Source organism: Citrobacter sp. TBCP-5362 (assembly GCF_005406305.1).
Taxonomy (GTDB): Bacteria; Pseudomonadota; Gammaproteobacteria; order Enterobacterales; family Enterobacteriaceae; genus Citrobacter_B; species Citrobacter_B koseri.
In genome coordinates this window covers 3,423,818-3,441,790 of sequence record NZ_CP040234.1, presented here as the reverse complement: position 1 = coordinate 3,441,790, position 17,973 = coordinate 3,423,818, and the positions used below count along the sequence as shown (strand labels likewise).

Annotated in this window: 19 protein-coding genes; 15 read left to right on the top strand and 4 right to left on the bottom strand. The window is 53.2% G+C overall.

What is annotated here, in order from left to right; translation table 11 throughout:
* Positions 1–69 precede the first annotated feature (69 nt).
* Complete coding sequence (iprA, locus tag FD428_RS16445; protein ID WP_047458555.1) at positions 70–693, top strand: hydrogen peroxide resistance inhibitor IprA; 624 nt, start codon at positions 70–72, stop codon at positions 691–693.
* On the opposite strand, the gene ampH is transcribed toward iprA, so the two are convergent.
* A complete protein-coding gene (gene ampH, locus FD428_RS16440; protein ID WP_049011959.1) occupies positions 694–1,851 on the bottom strand; it encodes a D-alanyl-D-alanine-carboxypeptidase/endopeptidase AmpH in 1,158 nt (385 codons plus the stop codon).
* Between the two features lie 392 nt (positions 1,852–2,243).
* On the opposite strand from ampH, the gene sbmA reads away from it, so the two are divergent.
* Together sbmA and FD428_RS16430 are read left to right on the top strand one after the other, a co-directional pair.
* A complete protein-coding gene (gene sbmA / locus FD428_RS16435; protein WP_114847699.1) occupies positions 2,244–3,464 on the top strand; it encodes a peptide antibiotic transporter SbmA in 1,221 nt (406 codons plus the stop codon).
* An 18-nt stretch (positions 3,465–3,482) separates the two neighbouring features.
* Positions 3,483–4,586, top strand: coding sequence for a DUF1615 domain-containing protein (locus tag FD428_RS16430; protein ID WP_114847700.1), 1,104 nt, complete (start codon positions 3,483–3,485; stop codon positions 4,584–4,586).
* A gap of 27 nt (positions 4,587–4,613) precedes the next feature.
* Here FD428_RS16430 and FD428_RS16425 read toward each other — a convergent pair whose 3' ends face one another.
* A complete protein-coding gene (locus FD428_RS16425; RefSeq protein WP_024130611.1) occupies positions 4,614–4,922 on the bottom strand; it encodes a YaiY family protein in 309 nt (102 codons plus the stop codon).
* Positions 4,923–5,189: 267 nt separating this feature from the next.
* On the opposite strand from FD428_RS16425, the gene FD428_RS16420 reads away from it, so the two are divergent.
* Positions 5,190–5,402: a DUF2754 family protein gene (locus FD428_RS16420; protein ID WP_024130610.1), complete on the top strand. Its 213-nt coding sequence runs from the start codon at positions 5,190–5,192 to the stop codon at positions 5,400–5,402.
* Between the two features lie 105 nt (positions 5,403–5,507).
* On the opposite strand, the gene ddlA is transcribed toward FD428_RS16420, so the two are convergent.
* Positions 5,508–6,605 (bottom strand): D-alanine--D-alanine ligase, encoded by a 1,098-nt coding sequence (gene ddlA, locus FD428_RS16415; protein WP_104869010.1) that lies wholly within the window; start codon positions 6,603–6,605, stop codon positions 5,508–5,510.
* Between the two features lie 106 nt (positions 6,606–6,711).
* On the opposite strand from ddlA, the gene FD428_RS16410 reads away from it, so the two are divergent.
* The 9 genes from FD428_RS16410 (at position 6,712) to adrA (ending at position 15,818) form a co-directional block, all read left to right on the top strand.
* Entirely contained in the window at positions 6,712–7,395 is a 684-nt protein-coding gene (locus tag FD428_RS16410) for an extensin family protein (protein WP_047458542.1), read from the top strand.
* 169 nt (positions 7,396–7,564) lie between these two features.
* Positions 7,565–8,758, top strand: a complete 1,194-nt coding sequence (locus FD428_RS16405) for a multidrug efflux MFS transporter (protein WP_012133614.1) — start codon at positions 7,565–7,567, stop codon at positions 8,756–8,758.
* Between the two features lie 172 nt (positions 8,759–8,930).
* Entirely contained in the window at positions 8,931–9,695 is a 765-nt protein-coding gene (gene idnO / locus FD428_RS16400) for a gluconate 5-dehydrogenase (RefSeq protein WP_012133612.1), read from the top strand.
* A 23-nt stretch (positions 9,696–9,718) separates the two neighbouring features.
* A complete protein-coding gene (locus tag FD428_RS16395; protein WP_024130608.1) occupies positions 9,719–11,008 on the top strand; it encodes an MFS transporter in 1,290 nt (429 codons plus the stop codon).
* Positions 11,009–11,091: 83 nt separating this feature from the next.
* A complete protein-coding gene (locus tag FD428_RS16390) occupies positions 11,092–12,084 on the top strand; it encodes a substrate-binding domain-containing protein (protein ID WP_114847773.1) in 993 nt (330 codons plus the stop codon).
* Between the two features lie 230 nt (positions 12,085–12,314).
* Positions 12,315–12,575, top strand: a complete 261-nt coding sequence (gene iraP / locus FD428_RS16385; protein WP_012133608.1) for an anti-adapter protein IraP — start codon at positions 12,315–12,317, stop codon at positions 12,573–12,575.
* Positions 12,576–12,734: 159 nt separating this feature from the next.
* A complete protein-coding gene (gene phoA / locus FD428_RS16380; protein WP_071259932.1) occupies positions 12,735–14,150 on the top strand; it encodes an alkaline phosphatase in 1,416 nt (471 codons plus the stop codon).
* A gap of 142 nt (positions 14,151–14,292) precedes the next feature.
* Entirely contained in the window at positions 14,293–14,613 is a 321-nt protein-coding gene (psiF, locus tag FD428_RS16375; protein WP_012133606.1) for a phosphate starvation-inducible protein PsiF, read from the top strand.
* Positions 14,614–14,720: 107 nt separating this feature from the next.
* Positions 14,721–15,818: a diguanylate cyclase AdrA gene (adrA, locus tag FD428_RS16370; RefSeq protein ID WP_114847701.1), complete on the top strand. Its 1,098-nt coding sequence runs from the start codon at positions 14,721–14,723 to the stop codon at positions 15,816–15,818.
* Positions 15,819–15,833: 15 nt separating this feature from the next.
* Here the strand turns inward: adrA and proC are convergent, their stop codons facing one another.
* On the bottom strand, positions 15,834–16,643 hold the full coding sequence (gene proC, locus FD428_RS16365) for a pyrroline-5-carboxylate reductase (RefSeq protein WP_047458533.1): 810 nt from the start codon (positions 16,641–16,643) through the stop codon (positions 15,834–15,836).
* A gap of 138 nt (positions 16,644–16,781) precedes the next feature.
* Between proC and FD428_RS16360 the strand changes: the two genes are divergently transcribed.
* Positions 16,782–17,240, top strand: a complete 459-nt coding sequence (locus FD428_RS16360) for a YaiI/YqxD family protein (RefSeq protein WP_012133603.1) — start codon at positions 16,782–16,784, stop codon at positions 17,238–17,240.
* A gap of 181 nt (positions 17,241–17,421) precedes the next feature.
* Positions 17,422–17,967 (top strand): shikimate kinase AroL, encoded by a 546-nt coding sequence (gene aroL, locus FD428_RS16355; RefSeq protein WP_114847702.1) that lies wholly within the window; start codon positions 17,422–17,424, stop codon positions 17,965–17,967.
* The last annotated feature ends 6 nt before the right edge of the window (positions 17,968–17,973 follow it).

Sequence of the window (17,973 nt, the reverse complement as noted above, 5' to 3'; positions counted from 1 at the left end):
AACACAGGTGATTTAATCAAAGGAAATGCCCGTCATGGATATGGCGGGCATTAATGCAAGGATGCGCATATGCTGTCTCTGAATAAACCACTTCAGGAATTTAGTAAGCTCGATAAGTGCCTGTCTAAATACGGCACGTACTTTGAATACGCCGATGAAAAGCAGGTTGTCTATTCGAATGATGCCAATCAAGGCGATACGTTTGTCATTTTAGACGGTCTCATCTCTTTGCGCAGAGGGGAGAACGTGCTTATGGGGATAACGCAGGCTCCCTTTATTATGGGTATTGCTGATGGCGTGATGAAAAATGATATCGAATATAAATTAGTCACGGAAAGTCGTTGTACCGGTTATTTTCTTCCTTCTTCCCACGCGATAAAAATCCTTGAGCAACACCAGTTATGGCGTGAAGCCTTTTGCTGGCTGGCATGGGAAAACAGAACTCTGGAACTGCGCGATCTGCAATTAATTGGCAATAACTCGTATGATCAAATTCGGGCGACGTTGATCGCGATGGTTGACTGGGATGAAGGCCTACGAGCGCGTATTGGCGTGATGAACTACATTCATCAGAGAACGCGAATTTCCCGTTCCGTAGTGGCTGAAGTGCTCGCCGCGTTACGCAAAGGGAACTACATCGAAATGAAAAAAGGCAAACTGGTCAATATCAACCATTTGCCTTCAGAGTATTGATCAGGATGCGGGCACGATCAGCGGTTTATTTCCGCTCAATTCTGTTACCAGGTCGTTGATGCCATCGCTCATATTAGTAAATCGCGTAAGCGGTGAGCGAGTGACGACCACAAAAGCGCCAACGTTGTGTTGCGGAATCATCGCCATATAGGTGATGAAACCACCGCCGCCGCCGGTTTTTTGAATAATCCCCGGACGTCCGTTTTTAGGCGCCATATAGACCCAGCCTAAGCCCAGCGCATCGGCTTTGCCCGGCACGTCCATACCTGTCACCCGTGTGAGCTGAGTTCGCTGATAAATCAGCGTTTGCATACGATCGGCCTGATTACTGCGATGATAAAAGTCGGATGAGAGATATTGCTGCATCCAGCGCATCATATCTCCCGGCGTGGAATAGACGCCGCCGCTGCCAATTGCCGCCAGCGTGTTGTTACAGGGACTGGCCCCTTTCTCCGCCACCATCAGGCGCTTGCACTGATCGGGGGAGGGGGTAAAGGTTGTGTCTTTCATCCCCAATGGGCGCGTAATCTGTTCTTCAAATAACTGCGTGTAGGGTTTGCCGGATGCGGTTGCCAGCGCGTCAGCCAGCAGGTCAAACGCAAGGTTGGAATAAGACGCCTGCGAGCCAGGAGCCGCTTTTAGCGTTGCGGTAGAGAGGTAGCTCCAGCGCTGTTCGCGGGTTGGCCAGACAAATACCGGGCGATGCGGCGCGCCGCCGGGTTGCTCACGCGGCAGGGCGCTGGTATGGGTCGCCAGATTCACCAGGGTGATAGGCGTTCCGTTGTAGGTCGGTACGCGCGCCCCAGGCGGGGCATACTTGCTCAGCGGGTCGTGTAATTTCACCGTCCCCTGATCGAGCAGTTTGACCAGCATCTCGCTGGTCATGAGTTTCGTGATAGACGCAATGCGAATAACGGAGTCCAGTTGAGGATGTACGTTATTGCCGGGGCGAGTCTCCCCGAAACTGCGGAACACGCGTTGATTACCATCAATCACCACCAGCGCCATTCCCGTCGCGCCGCTGCCGTAAAAGATATGGTTGGCATAACGATCAACGATATCGGAAGCGAAAACCGGATCGGTGATTGGCTGTGCCGCCTGGACAGATGTCAATGACGCCGCGCACAGCACGGCAGAAAAAAGCAGACTACGTTTCAACGGTTGTGTCCATCAGTTAAATGAAAAAACTATGCGTATTTATACTACCTGGCGGCGCGTTGCAAAGCGCTAAAAAGACAATAATAGTGTGAAAAACGTAACGACGAGTAAACAGGGCATTTTTTCCCAATCGCGAATGTCCGCTTTTGTGATCCCGCGCTTGTGGTAACCTTGGTCGGTTTTTGGGTTTCGCCTTCCTGTTGCTGTTGAAGGGAGCCGAAACTCGCTGAAACAATTCTGAAAAAATGATGTGCGAACTAAGCTGGCGAATACGGGTCACAATGCTCGGTTTCCGTCGCGGTTTTGTTGGGCCAGGCCCGTCTTGTCGCGCTCAGCGCTGCGGCAAAAGCACAGCAGTCGTCATAACGATAAGAAGTTAGCAGGAGAGCATCATGTTTAAGTCTTTTTTCCCAAAGCCGGGGCCGTTTTTTATCTCGGCGTTTTTTTGGGCGCTTGTCGCCGTCATTTTCTGGCAAGCGGGCGGAGGCGCCTGGGTTGCGCATCTTACTGGCGCTTCCGGTGATGTTCCCATCAGTGCCGCACGCTTCTGGTCGCTGGACTACCTGATTTTCTACGCGTATTACGTCCTTTGCGTCGGATTGTTTGCGATGTTCTGGTTTATTTATAGCCCGCATCGCTGGCAATACTGGTCGATTCTGGGCACCTCGTTGATCATCTTTGTGACCTGGTTTTTGGTGGAAGTGGGCGTGGCGGTCAACGCCTGGTACGCGCCGTTTTACGACCTGATCCAGACGGCGCTTAGCTCGCCGCATAAGGTCACTATCGAACAGTTTTACCGTGAAGTCGGCGTGTTTCTCGGGATAGCGCTGATTGCCGTAGTGATTGGCGTGATGAACAATTTCTTCGTCAGCCACTATGTGTTTCGCTGGCGTACCGCGATGAACGAACACTACATGGCGCACTGGCAGCATTTGCGCCATATTGAAGGCGCCGCGCAGCGTGTGCAGGAAGATACGATGCGTTTTGCCTCTACGCTGGAGAATATGGGCGTAAGCTTTATCAATGCCATCATGACGTTGATCGCCTTTTTACCCGTGCTGGTTACGCTGTCTGCGCACGTACCGGATCTGCCGATCGTCGGGCATATTCCTTATGGGCTGGTTATCGCGGCTATCATCTGGTCGCTGATGGGAACAGGATTGCTGGCCGTGGTGGGGATCAAACTGCCGGGGCTGGAGTTTAAAAACCAGCGGGTTGAGGCCGCTTACCGTAAAGAGCTGGTCTACGGTGAAGACGACGCCAGCCGCGCTACGCCGCCCACCGTGCGTGAGTTGTTCAGCGCGGTGCGCCAGAACTATTTCCGCCTCTACTTCCACTATATGTACTTCAACATTGCACGCATTCTCTATCTACAGGTGGATAACGTTTTCGGTCTGTTCCTGCTGTTTCCGTCGATTGTTGCCGGTACGATTACGCTGGGCCTGATGACGCAGATTACCAACGTGTTTGGTCAGGTGCGCGGTTCCTTCCAGTATCTGATTAACTCCTGGACCACGCTGGTGGAACTGATGTCCATCTATAAACGTCTGCGCAGCTTTGAGCGCGAACTGGATGGGCAGGATATCCAGGAAGTGACGAGTACATTTAGCTAACAAACAAAAGGAAACGTTATGTCGGCGGCGTCCCGTCTTTACCCTTTATCATTCCTGGCTGCGTTGGTGCTGGCAGGGTGTAGTAGCCAGCCTTCGCAACCGCTGAAAAAAGGGGAAAAACCTGTCGATGTGGCAAGCGTGGTGCGCCAGAAAATGCCCGCCAGCGTAAAAGACAGGGACGCGTGGGCGCAGGACATCGCAAAGACCTTCGAAAGCCAGGGGCTGGCGCCAACGGTTGAGAATGTCTGCTCGGTGCTGGCGGTGGCGCAGCAGGAGTCTAACTATCAGGCGGACCCGGTGGTGCCGGGGTTGAGCAAAATCGCCTGGCAGGAGATCGACAGGCGTGCTGAGCGGATGCATATCCCCGTTTTTCTGGTGCATACCGCGCTGAAAATTAACTCCCCGAACGGAAAAAGCTACAGCGAACGTCTGGACGCGGTGAAAACGGAAAAACAGCTCAGCGCGATTTTTGATGATTTTATTAATATGGTGCCGATGGGGCAGACGCTGTTCGGTTCGCTTAATCCGGTGCATACCGGCGGGCCGATGCAGGTCAGCATCGCCTTTGCCGAACGGCACACAAAAGGTTATCCGTGGACCATGAACGGGACGGTTCGCCAGGAGGTCTTTAGCCGCCGTGGCGGACTGTGGTTTGGAACCTGGCATCTGTTGAACTATCCGGCGAATTACAGCGCGCCTGTATTCCGTTTTGCTGATTTTAATGCCGGTTGGTACGCCAGTCGTAATGCGGCATTTCAGAATGCGGTCAGTAAAGCCAGCGGCGTTAAGCTGGCGCTGGACGGCGACTTGATTCGTTATGACAGCAAAGAGGCCGGGAAAACGGAACAGGCAATCCGTAAGCTGGCGGGCAAGCTGGACATGAGCGACAGCGCGATTCGACGTCAACTGGAAAAGGGAGACAGCCTTGCTTTTGAGGAGACGGCGTTGTACGAGAAAGTGTATAAGCTGGCGGAAGCCAAAACCGGTAAGGCATTACCGCGCGAGATGTTGCCAGGTATTCAGCTGGAAAGTCCGAAGATCACCCGTAATCTCACTACCGCGTGGTTTGCTAAACGTGTGGACGAGCGTCGGGCGCGTTGTATGAATTTGTCGGCCGGATAAACCTGGTGTCATCCGGCACAGGGAGAGTTACTGATGACGGTGACGCCAGCGCAAAATTACGGCAATGACGCCAAAAATCAGGCAACCTGTCAGGAAAGGCACCAGTCCGAAAATGGTGCCGACGCCTAATCCAATTTCCACGCGGGGGCGTCCGGTCTCTTGCATCTGCATCAGATGTTCATAAACGCCAGGCGCGTGAACCAGAAGGTTCAGGATCTGCGCCCCTGCCCAAAAGCAAAACAGCACAAACACGGCATAGGCGATATTACCTGGCGTGGAGGAGGTATCTCGATGTTTCCCGCTAAACAGGGATTTTGAGAGGGTAAAGTCAGCCATAAAGACCTCCGGGATAGTCTTCTGCACGAATCTGGCGTCATGCCAGCGGCTTATCGTGAAGTCTGACAGGTCATCGTGTTTGTCAATATCAGAATGATGGTAATTTCACTCAGGGATGACTCCTGGATTGCGGATTTTTTGTCTGATGTCACAATTTTGTTACCTTAATCTAAATTGATTAACATTTGAGAAATTCCGCACAGGCCACAGACGCTCAGGCAGAAATGTGCGAGGATGATTTTTTATTGTTTTAGCGTCGGAGCTGTCATGAACCTGCCTGTAAAAATTCGCCGTGACTGGCACTATTATGCTTTCGCCATTGGACTGATCTTTATTTTGAATGGCGTGGTGGGGTTGTTGGGCTTTGAAGCAAAAGGATGGCAAACCTACGCGGTAGGCCTGGTGACGTGGGTATTCAGTTTCTGGCTTGCCGGGCTGATTATTCGTCGCCGTGAGGATGATAAAACCGAAGAAGCTTAATGCGGTAGTGTGCCGGATGGCGGCATCGGCCTACGGGCGTAAAACGTCGTAGGCCTGATAAGCCAAAGCGCCATCAGGCGGTCAACACCAGATGGCGCATCGTCATCATGACATGCTGGTTTTCAGGGCGTTATCCGCCGCATGACGTTCCAGCGCCAGTTCAATCAGACGGGTAATCAAATCGGTATACCCTAAGCCACTTGCCTGCCAGAGTTTCGGGTACATGCTGATGTTGGTGAATCCCGGCAGCGTATTGATCTCGTTAATCACCACCTCGTTTTCCGCCGTTAAGAAGACGTCCACGCGCGCCATTCCCGCACAACCTAACGTCTGGTACGCCTGAATGGCGATCTGGCGGATCTTGTCGTTCACCTCTTGCGGGATTTGGGCGGGAACCACGACCTGCGCCCCGTTGTCGTCGATATATTTGGTGTCGTAAGCGTAAAAATCACTGTTCAGGACGATCTCGCCGCAGGTGCTGGCCTGCGGGTGATCGTTGCCCAGCACGGCGCACTCGATCTCACGGCCTTTGATCCCTTGCTCAACAACCACTTTGTGATCGAATTCGAACGCCAGCGCAACGGCCTGTTCATATTGCGCTTCGCTGGTGACTTTGCTGACGCCCACAGAGGAGCCCTGATTTGCGGGTTTCACAAACAGCGGCAGACCCAGCCGGGACGCCACTTCCGCAAAACGGATCGCATCGCGATTCGCGCGAGTCAGCGTAATAAACGGCGCGATGTTCAGCCCGGCATCGCGCAGCAGACGTTTGGTGACGTCTTTATCCATGCAGGCGGCGGAACCCAGCACATCGGAGCCGACAAACGGTAAATTCGCTACGCGCAGCATCCCTTGCAGCGAGCCGTCTTCCCCCAGCGTGCCGTGTACGATCGGGAAAATGACGTCCACCGTCGGTAATGGCTGGCCGTTCTGTGCGTCAATTAACTGGTGTTCGTGTTTGCCCGGAACCTGCGCCAGGCTGGTAGAAGAGGGGCGCAGCGCAATGTGCGCGGGGTCGTTTGCATTCAGCAGATAGTTTTCGGCATCGCTGACATGCCATTGCCCTTGTTTATCAATGCCTAACAGCACAACGTCAAAGCGGGCTTTGTCGATGGCATCGACAATATTTTTTGCCGATTGCAAAGACACTTCATGTTCCGCTGATTTACCACCAAATACGATACCTACCCGCAATTTTGCCATCTTAAAAACCCATTCCATCGAACGCAAAGCGTATACATTACCACGACAAAACGTCGGATTCGCGGGCTTCTGCCATAATGTTTAAGGGAATCAGAGAGGAGGGGGCGTGAAAGGTAAGGGTTGGCTTGCGATTGTGCTGCTGGGGGCCGTGGGGGTGGTGGGTTATCGCTCTCTTCCGTCGCATTACAATCCTTTTGTTCCCTTGCAACTGTCCGACCCTCCGGGCTGGCTCACCAAATTCAAACTACAGCGTCTGACGCCGCAACAGTGCCAGGGATTACTTGAGCAGGCCAATCGCCAGGGAATGATCTCGTCGCAACCCGTTGCCGACAGCGCGGGCGAATGTCCGCTGTCAGACGTGGTACGGGTCAGGCATTTTGGCTCCGTGTCGTTGAGCAGCAGTTTCCTGGCCTCTTGCCCGCTGGCGCTGAGTTCTGCGCTGTTTGTGGCGCGCCAGGCGAAACCGCTAACCCAGTCGTTTATGGGCAGTCAACTGACCCGTATTGAGCACCTTGGCAGCTATGCCTGTCGCAATATCTATCACCGGGCGGATGCGCGTCGCAGTGAACATGCCAGCGCGCAGGCGTGGGATATCAGCGGTTTTCAACTGGCGGACGGTCGAAAAGTTACGGTTCTGCGGGGATGGAAGGATGAGAAAACTGCCCCCTGGCTGCGCGCGATGCTTAACGCCAGTTGCACTTATTATGGCAATGGACTGGGGCCGGAGTACAACGCCGCGCACGCCAACCATTTCCATCTCGGTATGCGCGGATACGGGCTTTGTCGTTGAAGCATAAATCCCTGTTCTGAGCGGGCATATAATGTGACATATTTCACAAATCTGATGAACGGGGAGATAAAATAGCAAAATAGAGGTTACCGCATCTCTGGAACCGCTTCTGCTGGCGCAACTTGCTAAGCTGGTGAGCGTTTTCAGCTATTTATCGTTATGAGCACTTATGGAATCCTGGAAGGTTAATCTTATCTCCGTCTGGTTCGGCTGCTTTTTTACCGGGCTGGCGATCAGTCAGATCCTGCCATTTTTACCGCTGTATATCTCGCAAATGGGCGTCACTTCGCATGAAGCGCTCTCCATGTGGTCTGGCTTAACCTTCAGTATTACCTTTCTCATCTCCGCGATTGTTTCGCCCATGTGGGGCAGTCTGGCTGACCGTAAAGGCCGCAAACTGATGCTACTGCGCGCATCGCTCGGCATGGCGATCGCGATTTTACTTCAGGCGTTTGCGACCAATGTCTGGCAACTGTTTCTTTTGCGCGGCGTCATGGGGCTTACCTCCGGGTACATTCCTAACGCGATGGCGCTGGTGGCTTCGCAGGTGCCGAGAGAGCGTAGCGGCTGGGCGCTCAGTACGCTTTCCACCGCCCAGATCAGCGGGGTGATCGGCGGGCCGTTAATGGGCGGAGTTATTGCCGATCATATCGGGCTGCGGGCGGTCTTTTTTATTACCGCCACGTTGTTGATGGTGAGCTTTCTGGTAACGCTGTTTTTAATTAAAGAGGGCGTTCGTCCGACTCTCAAAAAGAGTGAACGACTGAGCGGCAAAGCGGTTTTTGCCTCATTGCCCTATCCGGGTCTGGTGATTAGCCTGTTTTTCACGACGATGGTGATCCAGCTCTGTAACGGTTCGATCAGCCCCATCCTGGCGCTGTTTATCAAATCCATGCTGCCGGACAGCACGAACATTGCCTTTTTGAGCGGATTAATTGCGTCGGTGCCCGGCGTTTCAGCGCTCATTTCCGCCCCCCGCCTTGGCAAACTTGGCGACAGGATCGGGACGGAAAGGATTCTGATGGCGACGCTGGTCTGTGCCGTGGTGCTGTTTTTCGCCATGTCGTGGGTGACGACGCCGTTCCAGTTGGGGGTTCTGCGTTTTCTGTTAGGTTTTGCCGATGGCGCGATGCTGCCTGCCGTACAGACCTTATTGGTGAAGTATTCCAGCGATCGAATAACCGGCCGTATCTTTGGTTATAACCAGTCGTTTATGTATCTCGGAAATGTGGCCGGGCCGCTGATGGGGGCGTCCGTATCGGCGATGGCGGGCTTTCGCTGGGTATTTGTCGCGACGGCGCTCATTGTGCTGGTGAATATCTGGCAACTGGCGATTGCGTTGCGCCGCCGTCACGCTGCCTGAGATCCGCTGCTAATCGTGATCATGTGCAGAAAGCATTCTGCACATGATCCCTTCTTTGCTACCAAATCCAACGTAGATCACAAATTGACCATTAGTTGTGTAAGAGAACTTCTTTTTTCTACTGTTACGCGTATACAGTTACGCGTAACAGTTATCGAAAAAGAGGTTTTTGATGAAAAGTATTTTTAGTCTTGCAGGTAAACGCGCATTGATTACGGGGTCAGCGCAGGGAATCGGTAATTTGCTGGCAAGGGGGCTGGCAGAGCATGGCGCCAGCCTGGTGATTAACGACATTACGCAGCAGCGGGCGGAACAGGCTGCGAGCACACTGACGGCTCTGGGTTATGACGCCGTGGGTTATGGGTTTGATGTCACTCACGCGGCGGAGGTGGAAAAAGCGATTGCGCATATTGAGCAGGAAATTGGGGCGATTGATATTCTCATCAATAATGCCGGTATCCAGCGTCGTTACCCCCTGACGGAATTTCCTGAAGCAGAGTGGGATCGCGTTATTGATGTCAATCAGAAATCCGTCTTCCTTGTTTCTCAACAGGTGGCCAAATATATGATGGCGCGCCGGGAAGGGAAGATTATTAATATTTGTTCCATGCAGAGTGAATTAGGCCGGAAAACAATTACACCCTACGCTGCCTCAAAAGGCGCGGTGAAAATGTTGACGCGAGGAATGTGCGTGGAACTGGCGGAATATAATATTCAGGTTAACGGTATTGCGCCGGGCTATTTTGCCACAGAGATGACGGAAGCGCTGGTAAACGACGACGCCTTTTCCGCCTGGCTGTACCAGCGCACGCCTGCCGCGCGCTGGGGAAAGCCGGAGGAGTTGATTGGCGCGGCGGTTTATCTTGCGGCCCCGGCCTCGAATTTTGTTAACGGTCATATTCTCTTCGTCGACGGCGGAATGTTAGCTGCGGTATAGACTCATTATCAAAAGGAATGTGTATGAACGCTCTTGCTAAATTACCAGCCCGGCGCTGGTGGTATTTAATGCCGATTATTTTTATTACTTACAGCTTAGCGTATCTCGATCGCGCCAATTATGGTTTTGCCGCCGCAGCAGGTATTGAAACCGATCTGGGTATTACGAAAGGAACCGCATCCTTAATTGGCGCGCTTTTTTTCCTCGGGTATTTCTTTTTTCAGGTGCCGGGGGCCTTGTACGCCGTTAAACGCAGCGTACGGAAAATGATCTTTTTCAGCCTGATCCTGTGGGGAATATGTGCCGCCGCGACGGGGTTTGTCAGTAATATTCCCATGCTGATGGCGATCCGTTTTACTCTTGGCGTGGTTGAGGCGGCGGTGATGCCAGCCATGCTGATTTATATCAGCAACTGGTTTACGAAAACCGAGCGCTCGCGGGCGAATACCTTTTTGATTCTGGGTAATCCGGTCACCGTGTTGTGGATGTCGATTGTCTCCGGTTATCTGATTCAGGCCTGGGGATGGCGCGAGATGTTCATTATTGAGGGCATCCCGGCGGTACTGTGGGCATTTTGTTGGTGGGTGCTGGTTCGTGATAAACCGGCCGATGCCAGCTGGCTGACGGCGGAGGAAAAAGAGACGCTGCAACAGGCGATGGATCGTGAGCAAACCCATATTAAACCGGTACGTAACTACGGCGAAGCCATGCGCTCGCGTAACGTTGTCATGCTGTGCGCGGTACATGCTTTGTGGAGTATCGGCGTGTACGGATTCATGATGTGGATGCCATCCATCCTGAAATCAGCGGCCCAAATGGATATCGTATCCGTCGGCTGGCTGGCCGCCGTGCCTTATCTGGCGGCGATCTGTCTGATGCTTACCGTGTCGTGGTTATCGGATAAGTTTCAGAACCGTAAGCTGTTTATCTGGCCGTTGCTGCTGATTGCCGCCATCGCTTTCTTATGTTCCTGGCTGTTGGGGAGCAACGCTTTCTGGCTCTCTTATGGATTGCTGGTGGTTGCCGCAGCCTGCATGTATGCGCCTTACGGCCCGTTTTTTGCCTTAATTCCTGAACTGTTGCCGCGTAATGTGGCGGGCGTGTCGATGGGCTTAATCAACAGTTTCGGCGCGTTAGGGGCATTCCTCGGCGCATGGCTGGTGGGGTATCTCAATGGCCTGACGGGCGGGCCGGGCGTTTCGTACACCTTTATGGCGATTTCCCTGCTGGCCTCGGTGGTATTGATGTATAACGTGCGCGCTAATCAGGCGCCGTCGTCCACATCCTTACAAACCGGGAAAGCGGTGGGCTAATCCGGCCGGATAAGATGCAGTCCCTCGCTGGCTGTGTTAAGGTTCTCTGCGAATTGATCACGCTGTCTTTCGCAGAGAACTTCATGAAAAACAATCGGATGACCTTGCAGGATATCGCCACGCTGGCTGGGCTAAATAAGATGACGGTAAGCCGTTATCTTCGCGATCCCAATCAGGTCTCGCAGCGTAGCCGCGAGCTGATTTCGAAGATCATGGAGGAGAATAATTATATTCCCAATCGCGCCCCCGAGATTTTGCTTAATGCGCGCAGTAAAACGATCGGGGTGCTGATTCCCTCCTTTCGCAACCAGATTTTTGCCGATGTCCTGGCGGGGATTGAATCGGTGACTTCCGCTCATCAATACCAGACGCTGATCGCTAACTATGAATATGACCCGGAGCGGGAAGAGCGCGAAGTGCTTAACCTGCTCTCCTACAACATTGATGCGCTGATTCTGACCGGAAAACAACATACTGAACGTATGGTGCAGTATGTGCGCGCCAGCGGTATCCCCGTGGCGGAGTTAATGGATATCACCGAGCATTGTCTGGATATGCAGGTTGGTATTGATAACGAAAAAGCCGCGTGGGATATGACTCAGGCGTTTCTGGAGGCGGGAAAACGCGCCGTGGCGTTTTTCGGCTCTATGGACGACCCGCGTGATGTCAGTCGCTATCGCGGCGTTGAGCGTGCGCTGAGCGAGCAGGGGTTACAGCCTTACCATGTGGTGCCAAAAGCCATTTCGTCACTGGCCTTAGGTCGTCAGTTGTTTTTGCAGACGATGCACGACAGACCGGATATTAACGCGATTTTTTGCACCAATGACGACTTAGCCGTTGGCGCGCTGCTGGAGTGTCAGTCGCAGCAGATCCCCGTTCCGCAACAGGTTGCTATTGCCGGATTTCATGGCCTGGAAATCGGCCGCGCACGTTTGCAAAAAATAGCGAGCGTGATTACCCCCCGCTACGATATGGGAAGCGTAGCCGCAGATATGCTGATTAAACGTCTGGGCGGAAAAGAGACGCTGGACAGGGTCAATCTGGGATATCAAATATATTATGGCGATACGCTTTAAGTTAAATTCTGGCGTATTTACCATAACTTTAATTTATGTAATGGCGTGACTATTTATACCCTGATTTTTTACGGTTGAATTATTTTCTCGCGAGAAACGTTTCGCTCCATTTTGTCAGCGCATTATTTACAGAAAGTCTTTCCTTTATCATAAAAATACTACTTTTACCCTCTAGGCAGTCGTGAACCATAATGATAACGTCAGCATTCCTCGGATAAGGAAATACGGTCATGAAAAATCTCATTTCAGAGTTGTTGCTGAGGCTCGCCCAAAAAGAAGAAGAGTCGAAAGAACTGGTTGCTCAGGTAGAAGCGTTAGAGATTATTGTCACGGCGATGCTGCGTAATATGGCGCAAAATGAGCAGCAGAAGCTCATTCATCAGGTTGAGGATGCGCTCGACGGCGTAAAGCCGGATGCCAGCGTTCCAGATTACGATACGGAATTGCTGCGCCAGTATGTAAAAAAGTTACTGAGGCATCCTCGTAGCTGATCGTATTCAGAGTAAACACTGTCATAACCTTGTCACGTCAGTTACCTATAGTCGCTTTGTTTTTATTTTACTGTATTTATACCCGTTGTACTTCAGGTTGCATATGTATTGGCTTTCTGTAACCCGAATTATTTAGGGTAGGCACATGGAGAAAATAAAGTGAAACAAAGCGCTATTGCTATTGCCCTGTTACCTCTGCTGTTTACCCCCATTACGCATGCCAGGACGTCCGCGATGACGGTGCTGGATAATCGTGCCGCACAGGGAGATATTACCACGCCAGGCGGGGCGCGCCGATTAGCGGGCGATCAAACGGCGGCGCTGCGAGATTCGCTGAGCGATAAACCGGCCAAAAATATTATCTTGCTGATCGGCGATGGTATGGGTGATTCTGAAATCACTGCGGCGCGAAATTATGCGCAAGGGGCCGGCGGCTTTTTTAAAGGAATTGATGCTTTACCGTTGACCGGGCAATACACCCATTACGCGCTGGATAAAGAAACGGGTAAACCGGATTACGTCACAGATTCCGCCGCGTCGGCAACGGCGTGGTCGACGGGAGTTAAAACCTATAACGGCGCGTTAGGCGTCGATATCCACGAAAAAGATCACACCACGATCCTGGAGATGGCCAAAGCGGCAGGTCTGGCGACGGGCAACGTCTCGACCGCAGAATTACAGGATGCGACACCCGCCGCGTTAGTCTCCCATGTAACCTCACGCAAATGCTACGGCCCCAGCCTTACCAGCACTCTTTGCCCGACAAACGCGCTGGAGAAGGGTGGAAAAGGGTCGATCACCGAGCAACTGCTGAATGCGCGGGCGGACGTTACGCTTGGCGGCGGCGCGGCCACCTTTGCTGAAATGGCGACAGCAGGCGAATGGCAGGGGAAAACGTTGCGTGAGCAGGCGCTGGAGCGGGGATATCAGCTGGTGAACGATGCCGCCTCGCTGAAGGCGGTAACGGCGGCAAATCAGGATAAGCCGCTGCTGGGCTTGTTCTCCGACGGCAACATGCCGGTTCGCTGGGAAGGCCCGAAAGCCTCTTATCACGGCAACCTTGAACAACCTGCGGTGACCTGCAAGGCAAACCCGCAGCGCGATGATACCGTGCCTACGCTGGCGCAAATGACGGACAAAGCGATTGAGCTGTTGAGTAAGAATGAAAAAGGTTTCTTCTTGCAGGTTGAAGGCGCGTCCATCGATAAACAGGATCACGCCGCCAACCCATGCGGGCAGATTGGTGAAACGGTCGATCTGGACGAAGCCGTGCAGCGTGCGCTGGCATTCGCTAAAAAAGAGGGCAATACCCTGGTTGTGGTGACTGCCGATCATGCGCATTCCAGCCAGATTATCGCGCCGGAAAGCAAAGCGCCGGGACTGACGCAGGCGTTAAATACCAAAGATGGCGCGGTGATGGTCATCAGCTACGGCAACTCGGAAGAGGAGTCGCAGGAACATACCGGCAGCCAGTTGCGCATTGCCGCATACGGCCCGCATGCGGCGAATGTCGTCGGATTAACGGACCAGACCGATCTGTTTTACACCATGAAAGCGGCGTTGGGACTGAAGTAAACGGACTCCTGACGGCAATACTTTTGCCGTCAGGTGGTATTTTCGTCGTCAGCAGCCAGACTTAGAGTTAGCCTCCTTCGGTTACGGCGCACGTAACCAGAAGGATGACGTGTAGTGTCAACACTCACAGAAGGATGGTGCTATGAAAATAACATTACTGGTTACCCTGCTGTTTGGGCTGGTTTTTTTAACCGCCGTCGGCGCTGCCGAGAAGACATTAACCCCGCAACAACAGCGTATGACGAGCTGCAATCAGCAAGCGACGGCGCAGGCGTTAAAAGGGGATGCGCGTAAGACCTACATGAGCGATTGCCTGAAAAACAGTAAATCCGCCCCAGGTGAGAAAAGCCTGACGCCGCAGCAACAGAGAATGCGTGAGTGCAACCAGCAGGCGACGGACCAGTCGCTGAAAGGCGACGATCGCAGCAAGTTTATGAGTGCCTGTCTGAAAAAATCCGCATAGTGCTAACGGGTGAGCTGAGAAAATCACTCACCCGAAATTTCATACTTCCTTCACAATCCCCCTCTCTATAATTTGGGAAAATTGTTTCAGAATGTTCCCAAAAAATAATGAATGATGAAAACTTTTACAAAAAAGCGGTCGCACAGAGTGAGCCACCTCACTCTCCTCAAAATGACCATCAACGCTCCGGGCTGCGATTCGCCAGGCGGGTGAGACTGCCGCGTGCGGTAGGACTGGGATGGATGTTTCTCCCGATCGCCGCCGTACTGGCTTCACAACCGATTGCGGGAGGATGGTGGTTGTTTCTGGTTGGCTGGTCTTTCGTCTGGCCGCACCTGGCGTTGCAACTGGCGAGTAAAGCCATCGATCCCTTAAGCCGGGAAATATACAACTTAAAGGCGGATGCCATTCTTGCTGGCGTCTGGGTTGGGGTGATGGGCGTCAACGTGCTGCCCTCCACGGCTCTGCTGATGATGATGTGTATGAATTTGATGGGCGCGGGAGGACTGCGGCTCTTTATCGCCGGTATGGTGTTAATGGTTGTGTCATGTCTGGTGACGTTACAGCTGACCGGAATTACCGTGGCTTTTCGCAGCGCGCCGCTGGAGTGGTGGTTCTCCCTGCCGGTGATTGTGATTTATCCCTTGCTGTTTGCCTGGGTGAGTTACCAGACGGCGACCAAACTGGCGGAACATAAACGCAGGCTACAGGTGATGAGCATGCGGGATGGTATGACCGGCGTCTATAACCGGCGTCACTGGGAAATATTGTTGCGTAATGAATTTGATAACTGTCGCCGCTACCACCGGGACGCCACGTTGCTCATCATCGATATCGATCACTTTAAGAGCATTAACGATACCTGGGGGCACGATGTCGGAGATGAGGCGATTATTGCCCTGACGCGCCAGTTGCAGATGACGCTGCGCGGCAGCGATGTGATAGGACGTTTTGGCGGCGACGAGTTTGCGGTGATCATGTGCGGTACGCCAGCGGATAACGCGATTGCCGCGATGTCGCGGGTTCATGAGCGATTAAACGCATTACGCCTGCCGTGCGCGCCACAGGTTATTTTGCGCATCAGCGTGGGCGTTGCGCCATTGACCACGCAAATCGGACACTACCGGGAATGGCTGAAATCGGCGGATATGGCGCTTTATAAAGCAAAGAACGCCGGACGTAACCGTACCGAAGTGGCGGCCTGACGTCCGGCAACTGGCTCAGGATTTACTGAGTTTCTCTGATTTTTCCATACACTTCGCCATCGCTTCGATAATCGACGCCCGGAATCCTCGCTCCTCCAGCACGCGAACGGCTTCAATGGTCGTCCCGCCAGGCGAGCACACCATATCTTTCAGTTCCCCCGGATGTTTACCCGTTTCGAGCACCATTTTGGCGGAGCCCATTACGGCCTGCGCGGCGAATTTATAGGCCTGCGCGCGAGGCATTCCGCCCAGCACCGCGGCATCGGCCATCGCCTCAATAAACATGAAGACATAAGCCGGAGCGGAACCGCTGACCCCAACGACGGGGTGGATCATCGACTCGGCAATCACTTCCGCTTCGCCAAAGCAGCGGAAAATGTTCAGCACGTCAGCGGTATCTTCCGGCGTGACCAGCGCATTTGGCGTTATGGAGGTCATGCCCGCGTTGACTAAAGACGGCGTGTTTGGCATCGCGCGAACAATTTTGCGATCGTGCCCCAGCGCGCGCGCCAGCTGATCGAGCGTGACCCCCGCAGCGATAGAGACGACTAATGAGTCCTTGTTCAGGCTGGAGCTGATTTCGCTCAGCACTTTAATCATGATGCCCGGCTTCACGGCGCCGAAAACGATATCCGCAACCTGCGCGACGTCCTGCGCACTCTGCGCCGCATTGATGCCGTACCGATCGTGCAGCGCGGCGACGTTATCCGGGGACGGGGTATAGACCCAGATTTGCCCGGGGAGAACCTGACCGCTGGCAATCAGGCCGCCCAGAATGGCTTTTCCCATATTACCGCAACCGATAAAACCGATTTTCTTCTCCATTTCGTCACTCCCTATGCGTATTTTTAGTTGGGGTTATTAGCTTAACGTGGATTGAAAGTCTCATGAAGGAGAAACAGCACTTTGACGGAAGACAAAAGCACGAGACAATAGACGATTGCACATGAGCCTGGAGCGGTTATGACAATATGGGTGGATGCGGATGCGTGTCCGAATGTGATTAAAGAGATTCTGTACCGTGCGTCTGAACGTATGCAGATGCCGCTTATTCTGGTGGCAAACCAGAATTTACGCGTACCGCCTTCGCGTTTTATCCGCACACTGCGCGTACCCGCCGGATTTGATGTCGCTGACAACGAGATTGTGCGTCAGTGCGAAGCCGGAGATTTGGTCATTACGGCGGATATCCCGCTGGCCTCTGAAGTGCTGGAAAAAGGGGCGGCGGCGTTGAATCCACGCGGCGAACGCTATACGGAGTCAACGATCCGCGAACGCCTGACAATGCGTGATTTTATGGATACCCTGCGCGCCAGCGGGATTCAGACGGGCGGGCCGGACAGCCTTTCTCCGCGTGATCGCCAGCATTTCGCCGCCGAGCTGGATAAGTGGTGGCTGGAAGTCCAGCGCAGAACGCGCTAAATGTAATGTTATTTTTACACTTTGCTGCTGATGATTTCTTGTTATAGTAAGCGCGTACAATCTTTCACGGTTTTTGTGGAATGATTTATTTACATTTAACGATGTACTAGTTTGGTGGTATGATTATTACTTTGATGACATCAGATCCCGCACCTTTGCGGCTCTCTGGGGAAAGCCCGCTATGACGCAACCTCTCTTTCTTGTTGGCCCTCGCGGCTGTGGTAAAACAACAACCGGTATGGCGCTTGCGCAGGCAGTGGATTTCCAGTTTGTCGATACCGATCGGTGGTTGCAATCGCACGTCCAGATGACGGTTGCGGAGATTGTTGACCGGGAAGGGTGGGACAGCTTTCGCGCCAGAGAAACAGCAGCGCTGAAGGCGGTTACCGCGCCGTCAACGGTGGTTGCGACGGGGGGAGGGATCATCCTCACCGAATACAATCGTCGCTATATGCGCGAAAATGGCATTGTGATTTATTTAAGCGCGCCAGTGTCCACGCTGGTGAACCGGCTGGAGGCTGCGCCAGAAGAGGGACTGCGCCCGACGCTAACCGGCAAGCCCTTAAGTGAAGAGGTGCAGGAAGTGCTCGAACAGCGCGACGCGCTGTATCGTGAAGCCGCGCATTACATCATCGATGCGAGCCATGCCCCTGACCAGGTTGTTTCTGAAATTCTTACCGCGTTGTCGCAGGCGGCGCAACGATTGCAGGGCGGCGTCTATAATTAAAGTTCA